This is a genomic window from Pseudomonas sp. URIL14HWK12:I12 (assembly GCF_003097135.1).
Taxonomy (GTDB): domain Bacteria; phylum Pseudomonadota; class Gammaproteobacteria; order Pseudomonadales; family Pseudomonadaceae; genus Aquipseudomonas.
Genome location: NZ_QEQL01000001.1, coordinates 1,307,714 through 1,328,021 on the forward strand (window position 1 = coordinate 1,307,714; position 20,308 = coordinate 1,328,021).

Sequence of the window (20,308 nt, forward strand, 5' to 3'; positions counted from 1 at the left end):
CATGAGCTTCATGAGCGTCGACAACCTGCACAAACGCTACGGCGGCACCAGCGTCTTCACCGACATCAACCTCAGCGTGGCCCAGGGCGAATTCGTTACATTGCTCGGCCCCTCCGGCTGCGGTAAATCCACCCTGTTGCGCTGCATCGCCGGGCTCACGGCAGTAGACAGCGGGAGCATTCTTCTGGCCGGCCAGAACATCACCGCCCAAAGCCCCCAGCAACGGGGGATTGGCATGGTCTTCCAGAGCTATGCGCTGTTTCCCAACATGACCGTGGAGCAGAACGCCGCGTTCGGCCTGCGTATGCAGAAGGTGAACAGCACCGAGCGCCGCCAGCGCGTGGCCGAGGTACTGAAGCTTGTAGAGCTGGACAGCTTCGCCGGGCGTTACCCGCACCAGCTTTCCGGGGGCCAGAGCCAACGCGTGGCCCTGGCCCGCTCGCTGGTCACTCGGCCGCGCCTGCTGTTGCTCGACGAGCCGCTGTCAGCGCTGGATGCGCGTATTCGCCGGCACCTGCGCGAGCAGATCCGCGCGATCCAGCAGGAGTTGGGGTTGACCACGCTGTTTGTGACGCACGATCAGGAAGAAGCCCTGACGCTGTCGGACCGTATCGTGCTGATGAACAAGGGCCAGATCGTTCAGAGCGGGGACGCCCAAAGCCTGTACACCGCGCCGGTGGATGCCTTCGCCGCAGGCTTCATTGGCAACTACAACCTGCTCGACGCCGCCAGCGCCAGCCGCTTGCTCGGCCGCCCCGCCAGCGGCCAATTGGCTATCCGCCCCGAGGCCATCGGGCTGGTGCCGGACGCCGAAGGCCAGGCGCAAATTCTTGGCCATAGCCTGCTCGGCAATGTGATTCGCTACCGGGTAGAAGCCCAAGGGGTGACGCTGCGGGTAGATGTGCTCAACCGCGCAGCGTCAGACCTGTATGCTGATGGCACCCGCGTACGCCTGCTGATCGATCCGGCAGCGCTGCGCGAAGTGGCCTGACTTTCAGCATGAAGGAGCTTTGATTCTATGCCTTTGGCGATTTTCGACCTGGACGATACCCTGATCGACGGTGACAGCTCGGCGCTGTGGAACGAGCAGATGGCGCGGCTGGGCTGGGTGGACCCGACCGCCTTCGTCGAGCAAAGCGAAGCGCTGATGCGTGCCTATCACGCAGGCGAACTGTCGATGGAGCAGTTCATGGCCTTTGCCCTGGAGCCGATGATCGGCCGCAGCGAAGAGGAGATCGCGCACTTGGTGGAGCCGTGGGTCGAAGAGGTGATCGAGCCATTGATCCACAGCGACGCCACCCGGGTGATCGCCCACCACCGTAGCCTGGGCAACCGCATTGTGGTGATCTCGGCCACTGCGCGCTTCCTGGTGGCCCCGATCGCCGCACGCATCGGTATCGACGACGTGCTGGCGATCGACTGTGAAATCGCCCACGGCGTTTACAGCGGCCGCACCCAAGGCATCCTCACCTACCGCGAAGGCAAGGTGGCGCGGCTGGAACAATGGCTGGCAGACGAAGGCGAAACGCTCGAAGGCGCGAGCTTTTTCTCGGATTCACGCAACGACCTGCCCCTGCTGCAAGCCGTGGCCCACCCCCAGGCAGTGAACCCTGACCCCACCTTGCGCGCCCACGCAGAACAGGCCGGCTGGCCCATCCATCACTGGCGCTGATGATTGCGCGCGTAGGTCTCGGCACCCATGGCGCGGATCTGCCCTTCGATCAGGGCATCGAAGGGCTTGAGCAAGTCGGTGAACTGCGCAGGCGCTTCCAGTTGCTCCAACGCCTGCACGATGGCCTCGACCGTTGCCAGGGCGCCGGGCCCGGGCGCCTTGCGCAAGCGGTAATTGGAAGGGCCGGTGGCACTGAGGCTGACCCTGGGCAACGCCGCCAGTGTTGGGTTCAGGTGCAGCAGCAGACGTGCCTTGCGCCACGTGCCATCGGGCACGATGAGCAGCCGCGGGCTGTCATCAGGCTCGGTGCTGGGTTCTGGCTCGCCAGGGAAGAGCAGGCACGGCCGATAGCCCGGCCGCTGCCACAGTGATGCGTCGAAACGCTCCCCTACCACCAACTCGGCATTGGCAAGGCCCAGCACTGCCAGGCGCGCCGTATTGAGCGCATGCCCCGCCTCGCTGGGGTGCTGAAGCACCAGCACCCGGGTGCGGCTCTGAAGGTTCGGAATCAGCCCGCACAAGCAGTGCCCCTGGGGCCGGCCGCACCGGTCACAACACACCCGCGGCATCACCCCTCCTGTCATCACGCCAAGGCTTCAACGGCTGAAGCGCTCAGCCAGGCCATGCAGGTAACCGGCCATGCGCTCCAGCTCTTCGCTGATACGTGCGCCGTCACGGGCCTGGTTGGCGCTGTCATCGCACAATTGCGCGATGCGGGTGATCTGCTGGTTGATGTCCTCGGCCACGTGGCTCTGTTGCTCGGAGGCCGTTGCCATCTGCAGGCTCATGGCGGTGATACGAGCGATGGCTTCGGTGATGCCGTCCAGTGCGCGCTTGACCGCCTCGACGCTGTGCATGCTCTGGCTGGAGATCTGCTCGCCGCGCCCGGCCGTGGCCACCGCGCGGTCGGCGCCTTCACGCAGGCTGGCGATGATCTGGTGGATCTGCTCGGTCGAGGTACGCGTGCGCAGCGCCAGCTGGCGCACTTCGTCGGCCACTACCGCAAAGCCCCGGCCTTGCTCGCCGGCCCGGGCAGCCTCGATGGCGGCGTTGAGGGCCAGCAGGTTGGTCTGCTCGGCGATGCCGGTAATCACGTCGGCCACACTGCCAATGCTCTGGGTTTGTTCAGCCAGGGCGTTGACTGCCTGGCCGATGTCACTCACCGCTTCAGCCATTTGCTGCATCGCGCCGAGGCTGCCACTGGCCAGGCCGCTGCCATCACGGGCCAGGCGATCGGCTTCGGTGGCCGCCGAGGCGGTGGCTTGCACGTTCTGCGCAACCTCCTGGATGGTTGCGGCCATCTCGGCTATAGCAGTGGCCGACTGGTCGGTTTCGCTGCGCTGGCGCTCCAATGCCTGGGCCTGGCTGCCGGAAAGCTTTGACGACTCCGCCGCGCGCTGGCGCACGTTCTCGCCGGCGTCCACCAGGCGTGTCAGTGCTGTCTGCAGCCGGGCCTCTTCACTGAACAGGGCCAGGTCGAGCTGCGCCTGGGCGCCGGGCTGGTCGCTGTAGGTCAGCGCCACCAGCGGGCTGGTGAAGGCCTTGGGGTGGTCAGCCAGGCTGCGGCGCACGGCCCGCCCCGGGGCCATGAAGTGCAGCGTCGCGCAAACGGCAACGCCTAGCAAGGTCAGCCCGAGCGTGGCCGCGGGCGGCAGCCAGGCATAGCCGGCCAGCGCCGCGGCCGCGGTGGCGAGGTAAGGTGCGCAGGCGGCCAGCCCGTGGCCCAGCCTGGCGCTGGCCGCCTGCGCACTTTTGCCGGCCCGCAGCCGCGCATACAGCGCGCTGGCGCGGCGTACCTGATCGCGGCTGGGCAGTGTGCGCACTGACTCGAAGCCTGCGATGCGGCCATGCTCGTAGATGGCGGTGACGTAGGCGCTCACCCAGTAGTAATCGCCGTTCTTGGCCCGGTTCTTCACCACGCCCATCCAGGGCTTGCCTTGCTTGAGGGTATCCCACATGTGTTCGAACACCGAGGCCGGCATGTCAGGGTGGCGCACGATGTTGTGAGGTTGGCCGAGCAGCTCTTCGTAGGTGAAGCCGCTCAGGGTCACGAAGGCGTCGTTACAGTAGGTGATGCGGCTGTCGAGATCAGTGGTGGAGATCAGCCGCTGCTCGGCGGGGAAGGTACGCTCCTGATCGGTCACGGGCAGGTTGGTACGCATGGTCGTGCTTCCTTGCAGTAGAGGCTTTCAGAAAATGCCGGCGAACCGGAAAAGTCTGTATTTTAGCTGAGCATGGCGATTTTAACTTCTGCCGTTTCGCTAGAAACTGTCGCGGATTGCCTTCAACAGCAGGCCCATGGCCGGGTTGTCGTTGTCCTCGCGCCAAATCAGGTGCAGCTCGCTGCAAACCCAAGGCTCCAGCACGATATCGCGGAATACCACGTCCCGGAACGCGACGTTCGCCGCACAGCGGGGTACCAGGGCCAAGCCAAGGCCCGCGTTGACCAACGCCAGCATCGTGAGCGACGAGCCCAGCCATTGCACATAGGCCGGCGTGACCCCGGCGGAGCGGAACATGCCGGTGAGCAGCTCGTTGAAGGGTGCGTAGGCATCGTGGGAGTACATCAGAAACGCCTGCCCTTCCAGTGCCTGCACCGTGACCACACCGGCCTGGGCCAGCGGGTGCGTACGCGGCAACGCCAGCACGAAAGGCTCGCGCACCAGGCGCTCGCTGCACACGCCAGGCGCCTGCATGGCCGAGCGCACGATGCCCAGATCGACGCGCCCGGCGCGCAGCGCCTCTTGTTGCTGAGCGGTATTCATTTCCAGCAGTGCGATGTGTACGTTCGGCTGCCGCTCGCGCGCGTGCGCCACCACCTTGGGTAAAAACTCGTACACGGCACTGCCGACGAAGCTGATGGTGACCGAGCCGATGTCGCCCTGAGCGAAGCGCCGCGCCGACTGCGCAGCCATCTGCGCCTGTGCCAGCAGGTTCTGCGCCTCCAGGAAGAACGCCCTTCCGGCCGCCGTCAACCGCACGCTGCGTGTGTTTCGAGTGAACAGGGCGGCGCCGAGCTGGTGTTCAAGCAACTGGATTTGCCGGGTCAAGGGCGGCTGGGTCATGTTCAGCCGCTCGGCCGCACGGCGGAAATTGAGCTCGGTGGCGACTGTGGTGAAGCAACGCAGTTGGGAAAGCTCGAACACTGATTCAATCCAGGTATCAATTGCATGCCTAACTAAAATAGACGCGATCAATCCCGGCGTCCATGCTCGGCCCAGAGAACAAAAACACTCGGAGCCGGCCATGAAGATCACCCGCGTCACCGTCACCCCTATCGCCTTTCGCGATGCCCCGCTGCTCAATGCCAGCGGCATCCACGAACCCTACGCCTTGCGCTCGATCATCGAGATCGAGAGCGACACTGGCTACATCGGCCTGGGCGAGAGTTATGGTGATGCGCCCGCGCTGGCGATGCAGAACGCTGTGAAGGATCAGCTCATCGGGCTGGACCCCTTCAACCTCAATCAACTGCGCAAGGTGGTGCAGGCCACGGTTACCCAGCACAAGCCGCAGAGCGTGGCCGGCGCCGAGCTCGCCCCCGGCTCGCACGCCAGCAAGGCAGTGAGCAATGCCTATGCGGCTTTCGAAGTGGCGTTTCTCGACCTGCAGGCCCATGCGCTGAACGTGCCTCTGGTGGACCTGCTCGGTGGCAAGGCGCGTGACGAAGTGCCGTTCTCGGCGTACTTGTTCTTCAAGTATGCCCAGCACATCGACGCCCCCTACCCCGCTGACCGCTGGGGTGAAGCACTCAACGAAGCGCAGATCGTCGACCAGGCCCGGCGCATGATCGACCAGTACGGGTTCAAGAGCATCAAGCTCAAGGCAGGCGCACTCGACCCCGAACATGAGGTCAACTGCATCAAGGCGCTGCACGAGGCCTTCCCGGATACCCCACTGCGCATCGACCCCAACGGCAATTGGTCGCTGGAAACCTCGGTGCGCATGGCCGAGCTGCTCGGCGATGCGCTGCAATATTACGAAGACCCCTGCCCGGGCCTGGAGGGCATGGCCGAGCTGCACAAGCGCACCGGCCTGCCGCTGGCTACCAACATGGTGGTCACCGACTTCGATGAGTTCCGCCGCAGCGTCGAACTCAACAGCGTGCAGATCGTGCTCGCGGACCACCACTATTGGGGCGGCCTGCGCGCGACACAGGTACTGGCGCACATGTGCCATACCTGGGGCCTGGGGGTGTCGATGCACTCCAATTCACATTTGGGCATCAGCCTGATGGCCATGGCTCACGTGGCGGCGGCCTCGCCGAACCTGGACTACGCCTGCGACACCCACTACCCCTGGCAGGAGCCGGACGAAGAGGTGATCAAGGGCGGCAAACTGCCGATCGTAGGCGGCGCGGTGAAGATCAACAGCACCCCGGGCCTTGGGCTGGAACTGGACCATGAACAGCTGGCCAAGCTGCATGAGCAGTACCTGCGCTGCGGCATCACCTCGCGCGACGATGTGCGGCAGATGCGCAAGTACAAGCCCGATTGGGTGCAGGTCAAGCCAAGGTATTGACTGGGCAGTGCCTCAGCCCGGTTGAATTCGCTGACGTGAAGGTCTGCGCGTCGCGTATGGCCTAAGCTCTGCAGCTGCCAACCTCGAAACGGCCACCCACTTCATGAAAACCCTTCTGCTCATCGGCATCGGTGCCGGCGCACCCGAGCACCTCACCCTTCAGGCCGTGGAGGCACTGCGGCGGGCCGATGTGTTTCTGCTCCTGGACAAAGGCCCGGCCAAGGCGCAGCTGCTCGCCAGCCGCCAGGCGCTGCTGGCCGCGCATGTGCCGCCGGGCACCTACCGGCTGGCCGAGGCGCTGCATCCGCAGCGGGAACCGAAGGCGGATTACCGGGCCTCGGTAGCCGAATTGAACGCCGGCAAACAGGCGCTACTGGAACAGCTGCTGCGCGAACAAGTGAACGAGGGCGAAACCGCCGCTTTGCTTGTATGGGGCGACCCGGCCCTGTACGACAGCAGCCTGCGCATCGCCCAATGCATCGCCGAGGCGGGGCGTGTCGCGCTGGATTACCAAGTGATACCTGGCATCACCAGCGTACAGGCGCTGGCTGCCGCGCACAGGGTCGCCCTGAACGAGATCGCTGGCAGCGTGGTGTTGACCACCGGCCGCCGCCTGGCACTGGGCCTGCCCGCAGACGCTGAAAGCATCGTGGTTTTGCTGGATGCCCATAACAGCTTCCTGAGTTTGAACACGCCAGGCCTTCACATCTTCTGGGGGGCCTACCTTGGTTTGCCACAGCAGGCACTGATAGCCGGGCCGCTCGCCGACGTGGGGCCGCGCATTGCAAGGGAGCGCCGCGCCCTGCGCGAGCGGCACGGCTGGATCATGGACACCTACCTGCTGCGTCGGGTACGTGCCTGATCAGTTGTGCGGCAGCGCCACGGTGCGAAACCCCTTGAGCAGCGCCTGGAACGCCTGCACGTCCTCCTGCTGATGCTCAGGCGTGGTGTGCAGCAACGCGCTGTAGATCACGCCGCTATCATCGCCGTCCGGGCGATAACGCACCAGCAACAGAGCAAGGTCGTCGCCGTCGCGCCATTGTGCCTGCTCGGCCTTCTCACCGCCCAAGGTGGCGGGCTCACGCCGTGCATCGTTGGCGTGGGTGCCATAGGCCAGTTCGGTGGTCATCGCTTCGCGAGTCGAGGTGTCGTCGACGGCGTAGGCTGCGGTGAAGGTCAGGGTGCGTTTATCGCCCAGCAGTACCAGCACGCCGTCGTCGGTGCCGTTGCCTTGGTACACCGGCCCCGGCAGGGTGGCCAGGGTAAAGCCCAGGTCTTCGTTGGCGTAAGGCTGAGAAGGGTCAAGGGCGTCCATGCCATCGACCCGCTGAGCTTGCCAGGGCGTCAAGGGCGCAGGTGTGAACGCGAGCGCAGCACCGCTCAATGCCAGGCAGGCCAGGCCCAGGAATAACCGTCGCATCGTGCGCTCCTCAGCCTGCAAACCGGACTTTGCCGTAACTGTCGCGGTCCATGTCGGCGATTTCGGCGCCCAGTTGCACGTCCAGCCCTGCCGGCCATGGGCCGGCTTCGCGCAACACATCCATGATGCTGTCGGACAGCCGCTTCTTGGTTTCGGCCGAGCGCCCGGCCAGAATCGCCAGGCGTACGAACACAAACCCGCGTTCGGCAAGCGCGGTACCGACCCGGAAGGTTTCCAGGCGCGTAGCGCGCGCCTTGATATCCACTTCGTGGGCGAACTCACCGCTGGCCATCAGCGCATGGTTCAGGCGCAGCAGCAGTTTGTCCGGGGCGATGTCGGGCAGGTTTGCGGTGTATTCCAGATGCACATGCGGCATGCAGGGCTCCTTGGTCGGGCGAGGTCGGGCGGCGGCGTGGGGCTACCGGCGGTCAAGCATACACAATAGCGCGGGAACGAACCCGCCGGGGTGCGCGGTCGAACCCAGTAATCAGGGCTATCCTGAGATTTTCCACGAGCCAAAGAGGTGACGACATGCCCGTCAAGCACGATCTGTTCGAAGACCTGGGAGTGAGCAAAGAAAGCGTATTGCAGCGCAGCGGCGACGACCCGAAGCTGGCCAAGCTGCTCAGTGATTACCAGGACATCGACAGCCAGGTGGTGGAGGCCGAACAGCAGGCTGCCGCCGATGACGTGGTCCGCAAGCTCAAGGAAAAACGCCTGCTGGTCAAAGACCGTATCACCCAGCAGTTGGACTACCCCAACAGCCGCGGCGCCGCCAGCCAGTTCTGACCCCTCGCGCCGGAGCTCCCAGCCCCGGCGCCTCCCCCCTCAGCTCTCTCCTTCCGCAATCAGAGCCCATCTGGGTGCGCCTTTCGTCCGGTTGCTTTCCTGACAGGAATTTTTATTTCAAAAGGCGTAGACAGCGCCCCTGCTGCTCCCCTATAAAAGCACCCACAGGAATAAATTATTCTTCCAAAGATTTTTATTGTTTCCTGACCGTTCATTTCACCCCCTGAAGACGCCCCGGTGATGACCTGCCCGTCGCCGACCGAGGAGCCCCCATGCCACAGCCGCACCCCGAGTACATTCTCAAGATCAGCTGCCCTGCCACCTCTGGCATCGTCGCCGCCGTCACCTCCTACCTCGCCAACGCCGGTTGCTATATCGGTGAAATGGCGCAGTTCGACGATGAAGCCCATGGCACTTTCTTCATGCGCGCGGTGTTCCGCTTCAACGATGGCACCCAAGGCGATCTGAGTGCGCTCAAGGCAGGCTTCTGCGATGTCGCGGCGCACTTCGGCATGCACTGGGAGCTGTTCGACTCAAGCCAGCCGATGCGCGTGATGCTGATGGTGAGCAAGTTCGACCATTGCCTGCGTGACCTGCTGTACCGGCACGGCAAGGGTGAGATGGCCATGGTCATCACCGCGATCGTCTCCAACCATCTGGACCTGCGACCGATGGCCGAGCGTGAAGGCATCCGTTTCGTCTACCTACCGGTGAACAAAGACAATAAGCCCGCCCAGGAAGCGGCGCTGGTGCAGCTGGTTGAGGAAACCGGTTCCGAGCTGGTTGTGCTGGCGCGCTACATGCAGATCCTCTCCGACGACCTGTGCCGTCACCTGGCTGGCCGTGCGATCAACATCCATCACTCGTTTCTGCCGGGGTTCAAAGGCGCCAAGCCTTACCACCAGGCCTGGGAGCGGGGCGTGAAGCTGATCGGTGCCACGGCGCACTACGTCACCTGCGACCTGGATGAGGGGCCGATCATCGAGCAGGAAGTGCAGCGCGTGGACCACAGCTCCCAACCCGACGAGTTGGTCGCCATCGGCCGCGATACCGAAACCATCGCGTTGTCGCGCGCGGTGAAATTCCACCTGCAACACCGCGTGTTTCTCAACCACGACCGCACGGTGGTGTTCAAATGAGCGCGGCAGTCATAGACGGCAAGGCCGCTGCCGCGCGGGTGCTCGAACAGGTGAGCGCCGAGGTGGTGCAGTTGAATCAGGCCGGCGTGCAGCCCACGCTGGCGGTGGTCCTGGTGGGCGACGACCCGGCCAGCGAAGTGTACGTGCGCAACAAGGTGCTGCGCGCGGGCGAATGCGGCATCCGCTCGCTGGAGCACCGGCTGCCCGCCAGCACGGCCGAATCGACGTTACTCGGGCTGATCCACAGCCTCAACCAGGCTGCGGACGTACACGGCATCCTCCTGCAACTGCCGCTGCCGGCGCACATAGAGCAAGCCCGCGCGCTGCAAGCCATTGCCCCGGCCAAGGACGTGGACGGCTTTCATGCCGAGAACGTCGGCGGCCTGCACCAAGGCCGCGATGTGCTCACCCCCTGCACCCCCACCGGTTGCCTGCACCTGCTGACCGAAGCACTGGGCGAGCTGCGTGGCAAACATGCGGTGGTGATCGGCCGTTCCAATATCGTTGGCAAGCCGATGGCGGCGCTGCTGCTGCAAGCCGATTGCAGCGTGACCGTACTGCACAGCCATAGCCAGGGCGCCGCCCAGTTATGCCGCCAGGCCGACATCGTCGTCGCGGCGGTAGGCCGCCCGCGCATGATCGATGCCAACTGGCTCAAGCCAGGCGCGGTGGTGATAGACGTTGGCATCAACCGCATCGACTGCCAGGGCCGCTCGCGCCTGGTGGGCGATGTGGATTTCGCTTCGGCCAGTGGCGTGGCCAGCGCCATCACCCCGGTGCCCGGTGGCGTCGGCCCCATGACCATCGCCTTTCTGATGCACAACACCGTTTGCGCCGCGCGCCAGCAAAGCCGCGCCCCGAAGGAGGCCGCATGCCTTTCAATCTCCTGAAATACGGCTTCTCCAACGACTACCCTGGCCCGGTCGACCTGCCGCCACCCAAGGCGCTCAAGCCCAGCTACGACGTGGTGATCATCGGCGCCGGCGGCCATGGCTTGGGCATCGCCTATTACCTGGCCAAATACCACGGCATCACCAATGTGGCCGTGCTGGAAAAAGCCTACATCGGTGGCGGCAATACCGCCCGCAATACGGCGGTGATTCGCTCCAACTACCTCACCAGCGAAGGGGTGAAGTTCTACATCGAGTCAGTGAAGCTGTTCGAAAACCTCTCGAACGAGTTCGACTTCAACGTCATGTATTCCGAGCGCGGCCAGCTCACCCTTGCCCATACCGATGCTACCGTGCGTGCCTTCCGCCAGCGGGCCGAGGTGAACAAACACTTTGGTGGCCGCACCGAGATGATCGACCGGCAGCAAATCCGTGAACTGGTGCCCACCCTGAACCTGGACCCAGGCCACCTGCCGGTGCTGGCTGGGCTCTGGCACATGAGCGGCGGCACCGCCCGCCACGATGCCGTGGCCTGGGGCTATGCCAAGGAAGCGGCCAAGCGTGGGGTGGAGATCCATTCGCTCACCGAAGTGCAGGACCTGGTGATCGAGAACGGTGCCATTACCGCGATCAAGACCAACCGTGGCACCGTGCGCTGCGGCTGCGCCGTGCAGGCAGTGGCCGGCACCAGCTCGCTGCTGCTGAAGAAAGCCGGCATCCGCGCACCGATCCATACCTACCCGTTACAGGCGATGGTGACCCAGCCGTTCAAGCCGTTCCTCGACCCGCTGGTGAGTTCTTCGGCGCTGCATTGCTACGTGCAGCAGACCAGCCGTGGCGAAGTGGTGTTCGGCGGCGGCTCCGACCCCTACCCGCTGTACAACACACGCTCCACTCTTGACTTGAAAGAAAGCCTGCTGGCCCACGCCATCGAGATGTTCCCGTTCCTGGCCAACGCCAGGCTTATGCGCCAGTGGGCGGGGATCACCGACATGACGCCGGACTACAGCCCGATCATGGGCCTGTCGCCGGTGAAGAACTACTACCTGGACGCCGGCTGGGGCACCTGGGGCTTCAAAGCCACGCCCATCGTCGGCAAAACCATGGCCGAGATGGTCGCCACCGGCAAAACCCCCGAACTGATCGCCCCCTTCGCCCTGGAGCGCTTCTCGCGCTTCGTGCAGGTGAACGAGATGGGCGCCACAGCCGCTAGCCACTGACGCGGAGCACAGCATGAAGATTCTGACCTGCCCGCTGAACGGGCCACGCAATATCAGTGAATTCACCTACGGCGGAGAGTTCAGGCACATGCCCGACCCCGCCACCTGCAGCGATGCCGAGTGGGCCGACTACGTGTTCAATACTGCCAACGAGGCGGGGATCGTCACCGAATGGTGGATGCACACCCCCTCGAGCTACTGGTTCCTGGCTGAGCGCCATACCGTGACCGACGAGGTGATTCGCACCTTCGACCCGCGCGAGGTGTTTCAGGCGCGCATCAGCTTCGCCCCTCGTGCGGAGGCCGCCCAATGAGCCGCCTGCCTGCACCGATGGGATTGTTGATCGACCGTACGCAAACCCTGGGTTTCACCTTCGAGGGCGTCACCTACCAAGGCCTGCAGGGCGACACTCTGGCCAGCGCGTTGTATGCCGCTGGCCAGCCGCTGCTGTCGCGCTCGTTCAAATACCACCGCCCCCGGGGCGTGCTCACCCTGGCCGGGCAAGACGCCAACAGCCTGGTGCAACTGCCCCGGGAGCCGAACGTGCTGGCCGACACCTTGCCCGTGAGCGAAGGCCTGAGCGCCAGCGCGCAGAACTGCAACGGGACGCTGGCGTACGACAAAGACGCCTACCTCGGCAAATTCTCTCGGTTCATGCCTGTGGGCTTCTATTATCGCGCCTTCTACAAGCCGCAGGGTGCATGGAAGCGCTGGGAGCCGTTGATTCGCAAGAAGGCCGGCCTGGGCGTGCTCGACCTGAGCTTCACACCCGAGTACTACGACAAGGCCTACCTGTTCGCCGACCTGCTGGTCATCGGTGCCGGCCCTGCTGGCCTGCAGGCGGCGCTGACGGCGGCCGATGCTGGCGCGCAGGTGCTGCTGGTGGACGAGAATCGGCTGCTGGGCGGCGCGCTCACCTACGCGCGCTTCGACCTTCAAGGGCAACGTGCCCAGGCCCTGCGCACGCAACTGATCACGCAGGTGCAGGCCCACGCCAACATCCGCGTGCTCAGCGAAGCCACTGCCAATGGCTGGTTCGCCGATAACTATGTGCCGGTGATCCAGCACAAACGCATGTACAAAGTGCGCGCACGCCAGTGCATTGCCGCCTGCGGCGCCTTCGATCAGCCTGTGGTGTTTCGCAACAATGACCTCCCGGGGGTGATGCTCACCAGCGCCGCGCAACGCCTGATGCGCCTGTATGCCGTCAAGCCGGGCGAGCGCGCGGTGGTGCTCACTGGCAACGATGACGGCTACCTGGCCGCCCTGGACCTTCACGAACAAGGCGTGCAGGTCGCTGCGCTGGTGGACATGCGGCCACAGGCCGACGACCCAGCCTTGGCCGCAGCGGCAAGCCGTGCGGGTATCGACATCAAGCTCAACAGCACTGTGTACGAAGCGCTGCACGGCAAAGGGGGCAAACGGGTTACAGGTGTGGACATCCGGCGCATCGAAGGCCAGGGCCAGGTGGCCGGCGCCGGTGAAACTATCGGCTGCGACCTGCTGTGCATGTCGGCTGGCTACATGCCGGTGTATCAGTTGCTGTGCCAGGCCGGCGGCAAGCTGGCCTATGACGATGCCAGCGCAGGGTTTACCGTCAGCGGCCTGCCGCCGGTCCTGCGCATCGCAGGCTCGACCAGAGGCGTGCAGCAGCTCGACAACGTACTGGCCGACGGCCTTAATGCGGCATTGCAGGCGCTGCAGGCACTTGAGCTGCCCTGTTCGCTAAGGCCGGCGAGCTTGGCCCGCGAGCCGGGTTGCAACTTCCCGTGGCCGATCTTCCCGCACCCCAAGGGCAAGGATTTCGTCGACTTCGACGAAGACCTTCAGGTGCGCGATATTGTCAACGCGACGCGCAGCGGCTACCGCGACGTGCAGCTGGTCAAACGCTTCTCTACCGTGGGCATGGGCCCCTCGCAGGGCCGCCATTCGGCGTTGCCTACCGCGCGCCTGGTGGCCTGGGCCACCCAACGCAGCGTCAGCGAAACCGGCGTGACCACCGCCCGCCCGCCGTTCGCGCCCGAAAAGCTCGCCCATGTGGCCGGCCGGGCCTTCGACCCCTACCGCCATACCGCCCTGCATAGCCGCCATGTCGCTCTGGGGGCGAAGATGATGCCGGCCGGTGCCTGGCAGCGCCCGGCCTATTACGGCAAGGCCGGCGAGCGGGACGCCTGCATGCAGGCTGAGGCCCAGGCGGTGCGCCAGCAGGTCGGCCTGATCGACGTGTCGACCCTCGGCGGCCTGGACGTGCGCGGCCCGGATGCCGCCGAACTGCTGGAGCGCCTCTACACCTTCAATTTCGCCAAGCAGCCCGTGGGCCGCTCGCGCTACGCGCTGATGACCAACGAGCACGGTGTGGTGATCGACGATGGTGTGTGCGCGCGCTTCGCCGACCACCACTTTTACGTCACCGCTACCACCGGCGGCGTGGACCGCATCTACCAACAGATGCTCAAGTGGAACGCGCAGTGGCGGCTTGACGTGGACATCGCCAACGTCACCGCCGCCCTGGCAGCGGTGAACCTGGCAGGGCCTCAGGCGCGCAAAGTGCTGGCCAAGCTGTGCAGCGACCTGGACCTTAGTGCCGATGGCTTTCCCTACCTGGCCGTGCGCCAGGGCACCGTGGCCGGGGTGAAGGCGCGCCTGCTACGTGTGGGTTTTGTCGGCGAACTCGGCTACGAGCTGCATGTGCCGGCGCGGCATGCCGGTGTGCTATGGGACGCATTGATGGATGCCGGGGCCGAGTTCGGCATTCGGCCCTTCGGCGTGGAAACCCAGCGGTTACTGCGCCTCGAAAAAGGCCACGTGATCATCAGCCAGGACACCGACGGCATGACCCACCCTGGCGAGATCGACATGCAATGGGCAATCGGCCGCAAGAAACCCTTCTTCGTCGGCAAGCGCTCGGTGGAAATCCTCGAGCGCCAACCGCTCAAGCGCAAGCTGGTGGGTTTCACCTTGCCCCTTGGCAGCGAACGACCGTTGGAGGGCCACCTGGTGCTCGAGGGTGCCGACATCAGCGGTAACGTCACGTCGTGCGAGTACTCGCCTCAGCTCGGCCAGATCATCGGGCTGGCCTACGCCAGCGCGGCCCAGGCAACCCCCGGGGGGCAGATCCCAATCCGCGTGGAAGGGGGGCGGATGGTGCAGGCCCGCGTAGTGAAACTGCCGTTTTTCGACCCCGACAATCAGCGCCAGGAGCTCTGAGCATGACCCGCCTGACTGCAGAGCACTTCGTGCTCGACTTGACCGACCGCCCACGCGTGGGCTTTCGCGGCGCAGCAAGTGCCGACCACTTGCGCGCCCGTGGCTTCGAATTACCGGGCAGCCCCAACCAGGCGCTGCGCCAGGCCGACGGCAGCCTGGTCGCGCGGCTCTCACAGGCTGAATACTTCCTGCTGGGCAGCGCCGCCGACGACGGCCAGCGCCTTGCCGATGAAGAGGCCCGTTGGGAGCTGGACCACCAGCCCAACTACCTGCTGCCCCGCCACGACAGCCACGCCTGGCTGCAATTGCACGGCCCGCGCATCAGCGAAGTAATGGCAAAGCTGTGCGGCGTCGATCTGCGCGCCCAGGCATTCCCTCCAGGGCAGGTTGCGCAGACCCAAGTGGCACGGCTCAGCGCCATCGTAATCAACACCGGCAGCGCCAGTGCGCCCTGTTTCGAGCTTTTATTCGACCGCTGTTCGCATGCGTATTTTCTAGGGGTGGTGCTCGATGCGCTCGGCGAATTCGGCGGAGTGCTGGCGCCGCTGGCCTGAGGGGACGGCCGCTGGCCTTCACTCGGCCGGCGGCCAGTTCGGAACCTGCGCAGCTGGGGTGGGTCGCACAGCAAGTACGTAAGCCGATTTGCAGCGAAGACTGCCCGCAGGAAGATGACGCAGTGTATGTGCGCACGCTACCGCTTCTGTGCGCAAATACTTGACTGAGTGATGGCAGAAATCACGCAAAAATTGACAGCTTGCTCAGCATGCTTATAGCCTCGGCAGACGTCAGTGCATTGGCGCCATTATTCATTTGCCCAGGCAAATGTGCGGTCACTCCTGGAAACTTCTTATGTCTGTTGCGCGCAAGCGGTTGGTCACCACGGCCCTGGACCTGTTCCTGCATCACGGCCTTCAGTCGGTGGGTATTGACTGGATCCTGCGGGAAGCCAGCGTGAGCAAAATGACCCTCTACAAGTACTTCCCCTCCAAGGAAGACTTGATCGAAGCGGTGCTACGCGAATATCACGAGAATATCTTCAACGAGCTGCGCGCAGGCGCAGGCCAGAGGCCTGGCGACGTGAACGCGCACCTCGAACAGCTGCTGGCCTGGTACAGCCAGAACTTCGTCGAGGCGCCGGTGCGGGGCTGCCTGTTCGGCACGGCTGCACTGGTGTACATCGACAAGCAGCATCCTATCCACATCGCCGCCTACGAACATAAGCAAGCGTTGCTGGGCCTGCTCGCCCAGTTGTTGGATGGCTACGGCTTCAGGGACCCTCAGCCGCTGGCGCTGCAATGCCTGATGGTGATCGAAGGGGCGCGCAACCTGTTCGACATCGGCGTGCAAGGCCAGCCCCTGGAACAAGCCCTGATGGCTATCAGGGCCCTGCTCGCGACCGCCCCGTCGGCCGTTACCGCGCCTTGAGGCGGCCTACCCAGCGGTCGCCCAGGGCCTGGATTGCACAGACCAGCACGACCAGGATGGCGATGACACTGAACATGACCGCGGTGTCATAACGCTGGTAGCCGTAGCGGATCGCCAGGTCGCCCAAACCGCCAGCGCCAATGGCACCCGCCATGGCCGAGGCGCCGATCATCGCCACCAGGGTGAGGGTGAAACCGCCGATGATCCCGGGCAGTGCCTCGGGCAAAAGCACCCGAAACAGGATATGCCGGCGCTCGCAGCCCAGCGCCTGCGCTGCCTCGATCACACCTGGGTTGACCTCTCGCAGGCTCACCTCGGCAACCCGCGCGAAGAACGGGGTGGCGCTGAGCGTGATCGGTACCACCGCTGCCCACACACCGATGGTGGTGCCGACCAGCAGGCGGGTGAGCGGAATCAGTGCCACCAGCAGGATGATGAACGGCGTGGCGCGAAAACCATTGATGATTGCGCCCAGCACTCGGTTCAAGGTGGGCGCGCTGAAGATGGCGCCCCGGGCGGTAGTCACCAGCACCATGCCCAGCGCAATGCCCGCGAACCAGACGATCACCGCCGAAAGGCTGACCATGGTCAGGGTATCGAGAAAGGCCTTGTACAGCGCCTTGAGCATGAACTCAGACATGGCCGGCCACCCGTGCCTGGCTGAACAGCCCTTGCTGCCTGAGAAACGTCTCCAGCCGCCCCGGCGCCGGCGATGCCGCCAGCAACAGCCGGCCCTGGGCACGGCCCTGAATGCGTTCGATACCGCCGTGTAACAGCGACACCGGACCGCCCAGGTGCTGGGCGATGGCCGCGAGGTCCGGTTCACGGGCCGACTGGCCATCGAAAGTCAGCTCGATCAGCGCACGCTGGCCGTTGTCACTGGCCAGGCGCTGGGCAATGTCAGGCGGCACCTGGGTCGCCAGCGGCGCGAGCAAGGCGCGGGTGGTCTGGCTCGCGGGCTGGCCGAATATCTGCCATACCGGCCCCTGCTCCACGACCTGGCCCTGCTCCAGCACCGCCACGCGATCGCACACCTGGCGTATGACCGCCATCTCGTGGGTGATCAGCACGATGGTCAGGCCCAGCGCACCGTTGATGTGCTTGAGCAGCGCAAGAATCGACTGGGTGGTTTCCGGGTCGAGCGCGCTGGTGGCTTCATCGCACAGCAGAAGGCTTGGTTCGAGCATCAACGCACGGGCGATGCCCACGCGCTGTTTTTGCCCACCAGACAAACGCGAGGGGTAGGCGTGTTCTTTACCTTCCAGCCCCACCAGTTTGAGCAACTCGCGAGCCCGCTGCTCGATCACCGCCCGGCCCACGCCGGCCGCCTTGAGCGGCAGTGCGAGGTTCTCAAGCACCGTTTGCGAAGCCAGCAGGTTGAAATGCTGGAAGATCATGCCGATGCGCCGCCGCAACTGAACCAGCTGTGCGGTGCTGAGTGCGCCGATGTCCTGGCCATCGATCAGCACTTGGCCGGCGCTCACCTCTTCAAGGCGGTTGAGGGTGCGGATCAGGCTCGACTTACCTGCGCCGCTGCGCCCGATGATGCCGAAGATCTCGCCCTTGCCGATGCTCAGATCGATGCCGCGCAGCGCCTCGACAGGGCCTGTGGCGGTGCCATAGGCCTTGCGTACGCCCTGCAAGCGAATGTGTTCGGCGCGGGGTGGCACGGCAGGGGGCTCAGCGGCAGGCGCCGGCGCCGGGTATAGAGAAATGACCTGGCTCATCGCGCGGCCTCCTTCTGCGTAGGCAACCAGCCGAGTGCATAGAGGTTGGGGCTGCCGTAAGCCTTGGCGATGGCGTCGCGCACATCGGGGTCATTCTGGAAGATGGCGATAAAGCGTTGCAGCGCAGGCTCGTTGGCTTTGTCCGGCGTGGTCACGAAACGCAGCGCGTAGAGGTGGCCGTTGGCGTCATCCTGGCTAAACAGCAGCGCCTTGTTAGGGTCGTAGCTGCCGGCGGCGAGCAGGTGCGAGGGATAGCTCTGCACCAGGTCGACATCGTCCAGCACCCTCGCCAACTGCGGGCCGGGCAGCTCGATGAATTTCAGGTGGCGCGGGTTGGCGGTGATGTCCTGAAGGCTCGCCTTGGGCTCGGCGCCTTCGCGCAGGGTAATCAGCCCGGCCCGTTGGTAGAGTGCAAGCCCACGGCCCTGGTTGACCGGGTCGTCGGCCACCGCCACGGTGGCGCCGTCTTTGAGTTGGTCGAATGCGGTGATTTTCTTCGAATACAGCCCCACTTTGTTCTCGACCCCAACGCCGATGGGCACCAACTTGAAACCGTTCTGGGCAATGGCATTTTCCAGGAAAGGCTGGTGCTGGAAGTAGTTCAGGTCAAGGTCACCGTTGTTCAGCGCAAGGTTGGGGGTGTTCCAATCGGAGAACGAAATCAGCTCTACATCGATGCCCTGCGCCCGAGCCTTGCTGGCAGCCACTTCCAACGCGGCATTTTGCGGGCTGTCGTTGATGCCGATGCGAATAGTTGCGGCCGCAGGTGCGGCTGCAAGCGCGGCTGCATGCGCTTGGCCGAGCAGGCCGGCCAGCACGAGCGCGCTCAACGAACGTAGTAGTTTGAAACCCATGGTATGCACTCCGGAAAGGTTTAAGTCTGCAAGCCTCTCCGGGTGCCCGGTCGAAGAATGAACCCACCCTATCGGAATAACGAAAAATAAATAAATATGATTTTTTTATAACTATATGGTTGCTTTGCGCACCCGTGAACTGGCGCCCTGCCCCGCCAAAGTACCGCCTGCCTCAGCCCGAAAGTACGATGTTATTCCCTGCGTTCTGCTCGCACCATCTGGCGATACCTCAAGTGAGTCACCCTGCCTTGGCCTGAACTGGCCAACTAAAAATAACAAGAGGAACCCCAACCATGAGCAGCACCTTTTTCATTCCTTCCGTGAACATGATGGGCACCGGCAGCCTGGACGAAGCCGTGGTCGCCATCCGCAAGTACGGTTTGCGCCACGCCTTGATCGTGACCGACGCGGGCCTTGCCAAGGCGGGGGTGGCGGCCAAGGTCGCAGGCCTGCTGACCCAGCAGGACATCAACGCCACCCTGTTCGACGGCGCCAAGCCCAACCCGACCGTGGCCAACGTCGAAGCGGGCCTGGCCAAACTGCGGGAATGCAAGGCTGACTTCATCATTTCGCTCGGCGGCGGCTCGCCCCATGACTGCGCCAAGGGCATCGCCCTGTGCGCAGCCAACGGTGGGCACATTAGCGACTACGAAGGCGTGGACCGCTCGGCCAAGGCGCAAATGCCGCTGATCGCGATCAACACCACTGCCGGCACCGCCAGCGAAATGACCCGCTTCTGCATCATCACCGATGAAGCCCGGCACGTGAAAATGGCCATCGTCGACCGCAACGTTACCCCGCTGCTTTCGGTCAACGACCCTTCGCTGATGGCCGCCATGCCCAAGGGGCTGACGGCGGCCACGGGTATGGACGCATTGACTCACGCCGTCGAGGCATATGTCTCCACAGCGGCTACGCCGATCACCGACGCCTGCGCACTGAAGGCTGTGTCACTGATTTCGGCGAACCTGCGCACCGCCGTGGCTCAGGGCCAGGACATGCCTGCCCGTGAGAACATGGCCTACGCACAGTTTCTTGCCGGCATGGCCTTCAACAATGCCTCCCTGGGCTATGTACACGCCATGGCCCACCAACTGGGCGGCTTCTATGACCTGCCGCACGGGGTGTGCAACGCGGTGCTGCTGCCCCACGTCGAGGCCTTCAATGCCAACGTCGCGGCCAGCCGCCTGAAGGACGTCGCCACCGCCATGGGCGTAAATACCAGCGGCATGAGCGACGCCCAGGGCGCCGAGGCCGCCATCGCCGCTATCCGCACGTTGTCCAAGGACATCGGCATCCCGGCCGGCCTGGAGGAGCTGGGCACCAAGGCCGATGACATCCCAACCCTGGCCGCCAACGCGATGAAGGACGCCTGCGGCTTCACCAACCCGCGCCAGGCCACCCAGGCAGAAATCGAGGAGATTTTCCGCGCAGCGATGTGACC

Annotated in this window: 21 protein-coding genes and 1 pseudogene; 13 read left to right on the forward strand and 9 right to left on the reverse strand. The window is 64.4% G+C overall.

Translation table 11 applies throughout. The annotated features are described in order from the left end of the window. The first annotated feature begins 1 nt into the window (after position 1). Together F474_RS06105 and F474_RS06110 are read left to right on the forward strand one after the other, a co-directional pair. Positions 2 to 991 carry an ABC transporter ATP-binding protein gene (locus F474_RS06105; protein WP_097083444.1) on the forward strand — a complete coding sequence of 330 codons (990 nt, stop codon included), beginning with the start codon at positions 2 to 4 and terminating at the stop codon, positions 989 to 991. 27 nt (positions 992 to 1,018) lie between these two features. Next, a complete protein-coding gene (locus tag F474_RS06110) occupies positions 1,019 to 1,672 on the forward strand; it encodes an HAD family phosphatase (RefSeq protein WP_097083443.1) in 654 nt (217 codons plus the stop codon). Here F474_RS06110 and F474_RS06115 read toward each other — a convergent pair. The 4 genes and pseudogenes from F474_RS06115 to F474_RS06125 form a co-directional block, all read right to left on the reverse strand. Next, on the reverse strand, positions 1,660 to 2,241 hold the full coding sequence (locus F474_RS06115) for a tRNA-uridine aminocarboxypropyltransferase (RefSeq protein WP_097083442.1): 582 nt from the start codon (positions 2,239 to 2,241) through the stop codon (positions 1,660 to 1,662). The genes F474_RS06110 and F474_RS06115 overlap by 13 nt on opposite strands. A gap of 27 nt (positions 2,242 to 2,268) precedes the next feature. After that, a complete protein-coding gene (locus F474_RS06120; RefSeq protein WP_371916116.1) occupies positions 2,269 to 3,297 on the reverse strand; it encodes a methyl-accepting chemotaxis protein in 1,029 nt (342 codons plus the stop codon). A 255-nt stretch (positions 3,298 to 3,552) separates the two neighbouring features. Next, positions 3,553 to 3,834 (reverse strand): annotated as a pseudogene (locus F474_RS23215) (PAS domain-containing protein); the annotation flags it as partial. Between the two features lie 99 nt (positions 3,835 to 3,933). Continuing rightward, positions 3,934 to 4,818 carry a LysR family transcriptional regulator gene (locus F474_RS06125; RefSeq protein ID WP_097083440.1) on the reverse strand — a complete coding sequence of 295 codons (885 nt, stop codon included), beginning with the start codon at positions 4,816 to 4,818 and terminating at the stop codon, positions 3,934 to 3,936. A 100-nt stretch (positions 4,819 to 4,918) separates the two neighbouring features. Between F474_RS06125 and F474_RS06130 the strand changes: the two genes are divergently transcribed. Together F474_RS06130 and cobF are read left to right on the forward strand one after the other, a co-directional pair. Next, positions 4,919 to 6,193, forward strand: coding sequence for a glucarate dehydratase family protein (locus F474_RS06130; protein ID WP_097083439.1), 1,275 nt, complete (start codon positions 4,919 to 4,921; stop codon positions 6,191 to 6,193). Positions 6,194 to 6,296: 103 nt separating this feature from the next. Further along, a complete protein-coding gene (gene cobF / locus F474_RS06135) occupies positions 6,297 to 7,055 on the forward strand; it encodes a precorrin-6A synthase (deacetylating) (protein ID WP_097083438.1) in 759 nt (252 codons plus the stop codon). On the opposite strand, the gene F474_RS06140 is transcribed toward cobF, so the two are convergent. Together F474_RS06140 and F474_RS06145 are read right to left on the reverse strand one after the other, a co-directional pair. Then, complete coding sequence (locus tag F474_RS06140) at positions 7,056 to 7,613, reverse strand: hypothetical protein (protein ID WP_097083437.1); 558 nt, start codon at positions 7,611 to 7,613, stop codon at positions 7,056 to 7,058. Between the two features lie 10 nt (positions 7,614 to 7,623). After that, positions 7,624 to 7,989, reverse strand: a complete 366-nt coding sequence (locus F474_RS06145) for a 5-carboxymethyl-2-hydroxymuconate Delta-isomerase (RefSeq protein ID WP_097083436.1) — start codon at positions 7,987 to 7,989, stop codon at positions 7,624 to 7,626. A gap of 155 nt (positions 7,990 to 8,144) precedes the next feature. Here F474_RS06145 and F474_RS06150 point away from each other — a divergent pair, with 155 nt between their 5' ends. The 8 genes from F474_RS06150 to F474_RS06185 all read left to right on the forward strand — a co-directional run bounded on the left by F474_RS06150 (position 8,145) and on the right by F474_RS06185 (position 16,283). Further along, entirely contained in the window at positions 8,145 to 8,402 is a 258-nt protein-coding gene (locus F474_RS06150) for a DUF465 domain-containing protein (RefSeq protein WP_097083435.1), read from the forward strand. Positions 8,403 to 8,674: 272 nt separating this feature from the next. Then, the gene (gene purU / locus F474_RS06155; protein WP_097083434.1) at positions 8,675 to 9,541 is read left to right on the forward strand and encodes a formyltetrahydrofolate deformylase; all 867 of its coding nucleotides are present in this window, start codon (positions 8,675 to 8,677) and stop codon (positions 9,539 to 9,541) included. Beyond that, positions 9,538 to 10,431, forward strand: coding sequence for a bifunctional methylenetetrahydrofolate dehydrogenase/methenyltetrahydrofolate cyclohydrolase FolD (gene folD / locus F474_RS06160; RefSeq protein ID WP_097083433.1), 894 nt, complete (start codon positions 9,538 to 9,540; stop codon positions 10,429 to 10,431). The genes purU and folD overlap by 4 nt, the downstream gene beginning before the upstream one ends. Then, positions 10,413 to 11,651, forward strand: coding sequence for an FAD-dependent oxidoreductase (locus F474_RS06165; RefSeq protein ID WP_097083432.1), 1,239 nt, complete (start codon positions 10,413 to 10,415; stop codon positions 11,649 to 11,651). The genes folD and F474_RS06165 overlap by 19 nt, the downstream gene beginning before the upstream one ends. Before the next feature lie 13 nt (positions 11,652 to 11,664). Next, entirely contained in the window at positions 11,665 to 11,964 is a 300-nt protein-coding gene (locus F474_RS06170; RefSeq protein WP_097083431.1) for a sarcosine oxidase subunit delta, read from the forward strand. Next, entirely contained in the window at positions 11,961 to 14,858 is a 2,898-nt protein-coding gene (locus F474_RS06175; protein WP_097083430.1) for a 2Fe-2S iron-sulfur cluster-binding protein, read from the forward strand. Before F474_RS06170 ends, F474_RS06175 begins: the two co-directional genes overlap by 4 nt. A gap of 2 nt (positions 14,859 to 14,860) precedes the next feature. Next, complete coding sequence (locus F474_RS06180) at positions 14,861 to 15,412, forward strand: sarcosine oxidase (RefSeq protein WP_097083429.1); 552 nt, start codon at positions 14,861 to 14,863, stop codon at positions 15,410 to 15,412. 295 nt (positions 15,413 to 15,707) lie between these two features. Next, positions 15,708 to 16,283, forward strand: a complete 576-nt coding sequence (locus tag F474_RS06185; protein ID WP_165830269.1) for a TetR/AcrR family transcriptional regulator — start codon at positions 15,708 to 15,710, stop codon at positions 16,281 to 16,283. Here F474_RS06185 and F474_RS06190 read toward each other — a convergent pair. From F474_RS06190 to F474_RS06200, 3 genes are read right to left on the reverse strand one after another with little or no spacing between them, the layout of a single operon-like run. Then, on the reverse strand, positions 16,270 to 16,923 hold the full coding sequence (locus tag F474_RS06190) for a methionine ABC transporter permease (RefSeq protein WP_097083427.1): 654 nt from the start codon (positions 16,921 to 16,923) through the stop codon (positions 16,270 to 16,272). The two genes, F474_RS06185 and F474_RS06190, sit on opposite strands and share 14 nt — an antisense overlap. Continuing rightward, positions 16,916 to 18,010 (reverse strand): methionine ABC transporter ATP-binding protein, encoded by a 1,095-nt coding sequence (locus tag F474_RS06195; protein ID WP_097083426.1) that lies wholly within the window; start codon positions 18,008 to 18,010, stop codon positions 16,916 to 16,918. The genes F474_RS06190 and F474_RS06195 overlap by 8 nt, the downstream gene beginning before the upstream one ends. Then, positions 18,007 to 18,864, reverse strand: a complete 858-nt coding sequence (locus F474_RS06200; RefSeq protein ID WP_097083425.1) for a MetQ/NlpA family ABC transporter substrate-binding protein — start codon at positions 18,862 to 18,864, stop codon at positions 18,007 to 18,009. Before F474_RS06200 ends, F474_RS06195 begins: the two co-directional genes overlap by 4 nt. Positions 18,865 to 19,157: 293 nt before the next feature. Between F474_RS06200 and yiaY the strand changes: the two genes are divergently transcribed. Then, positions 19,158 to 20,306, forward strand: coding sequence for an L-threonine dehydrogenase (yiaY, locus tag F474_RS06205; RefSeq protein ID WP_097083424.1), 1,149 nt, complete (start codon positions 19,158 to 19,160; stop codon positions 20,304 to 20,306). The last annotated feature ends 2 nt before the right edge of the window (positions 20,307 to 20,308 follow it).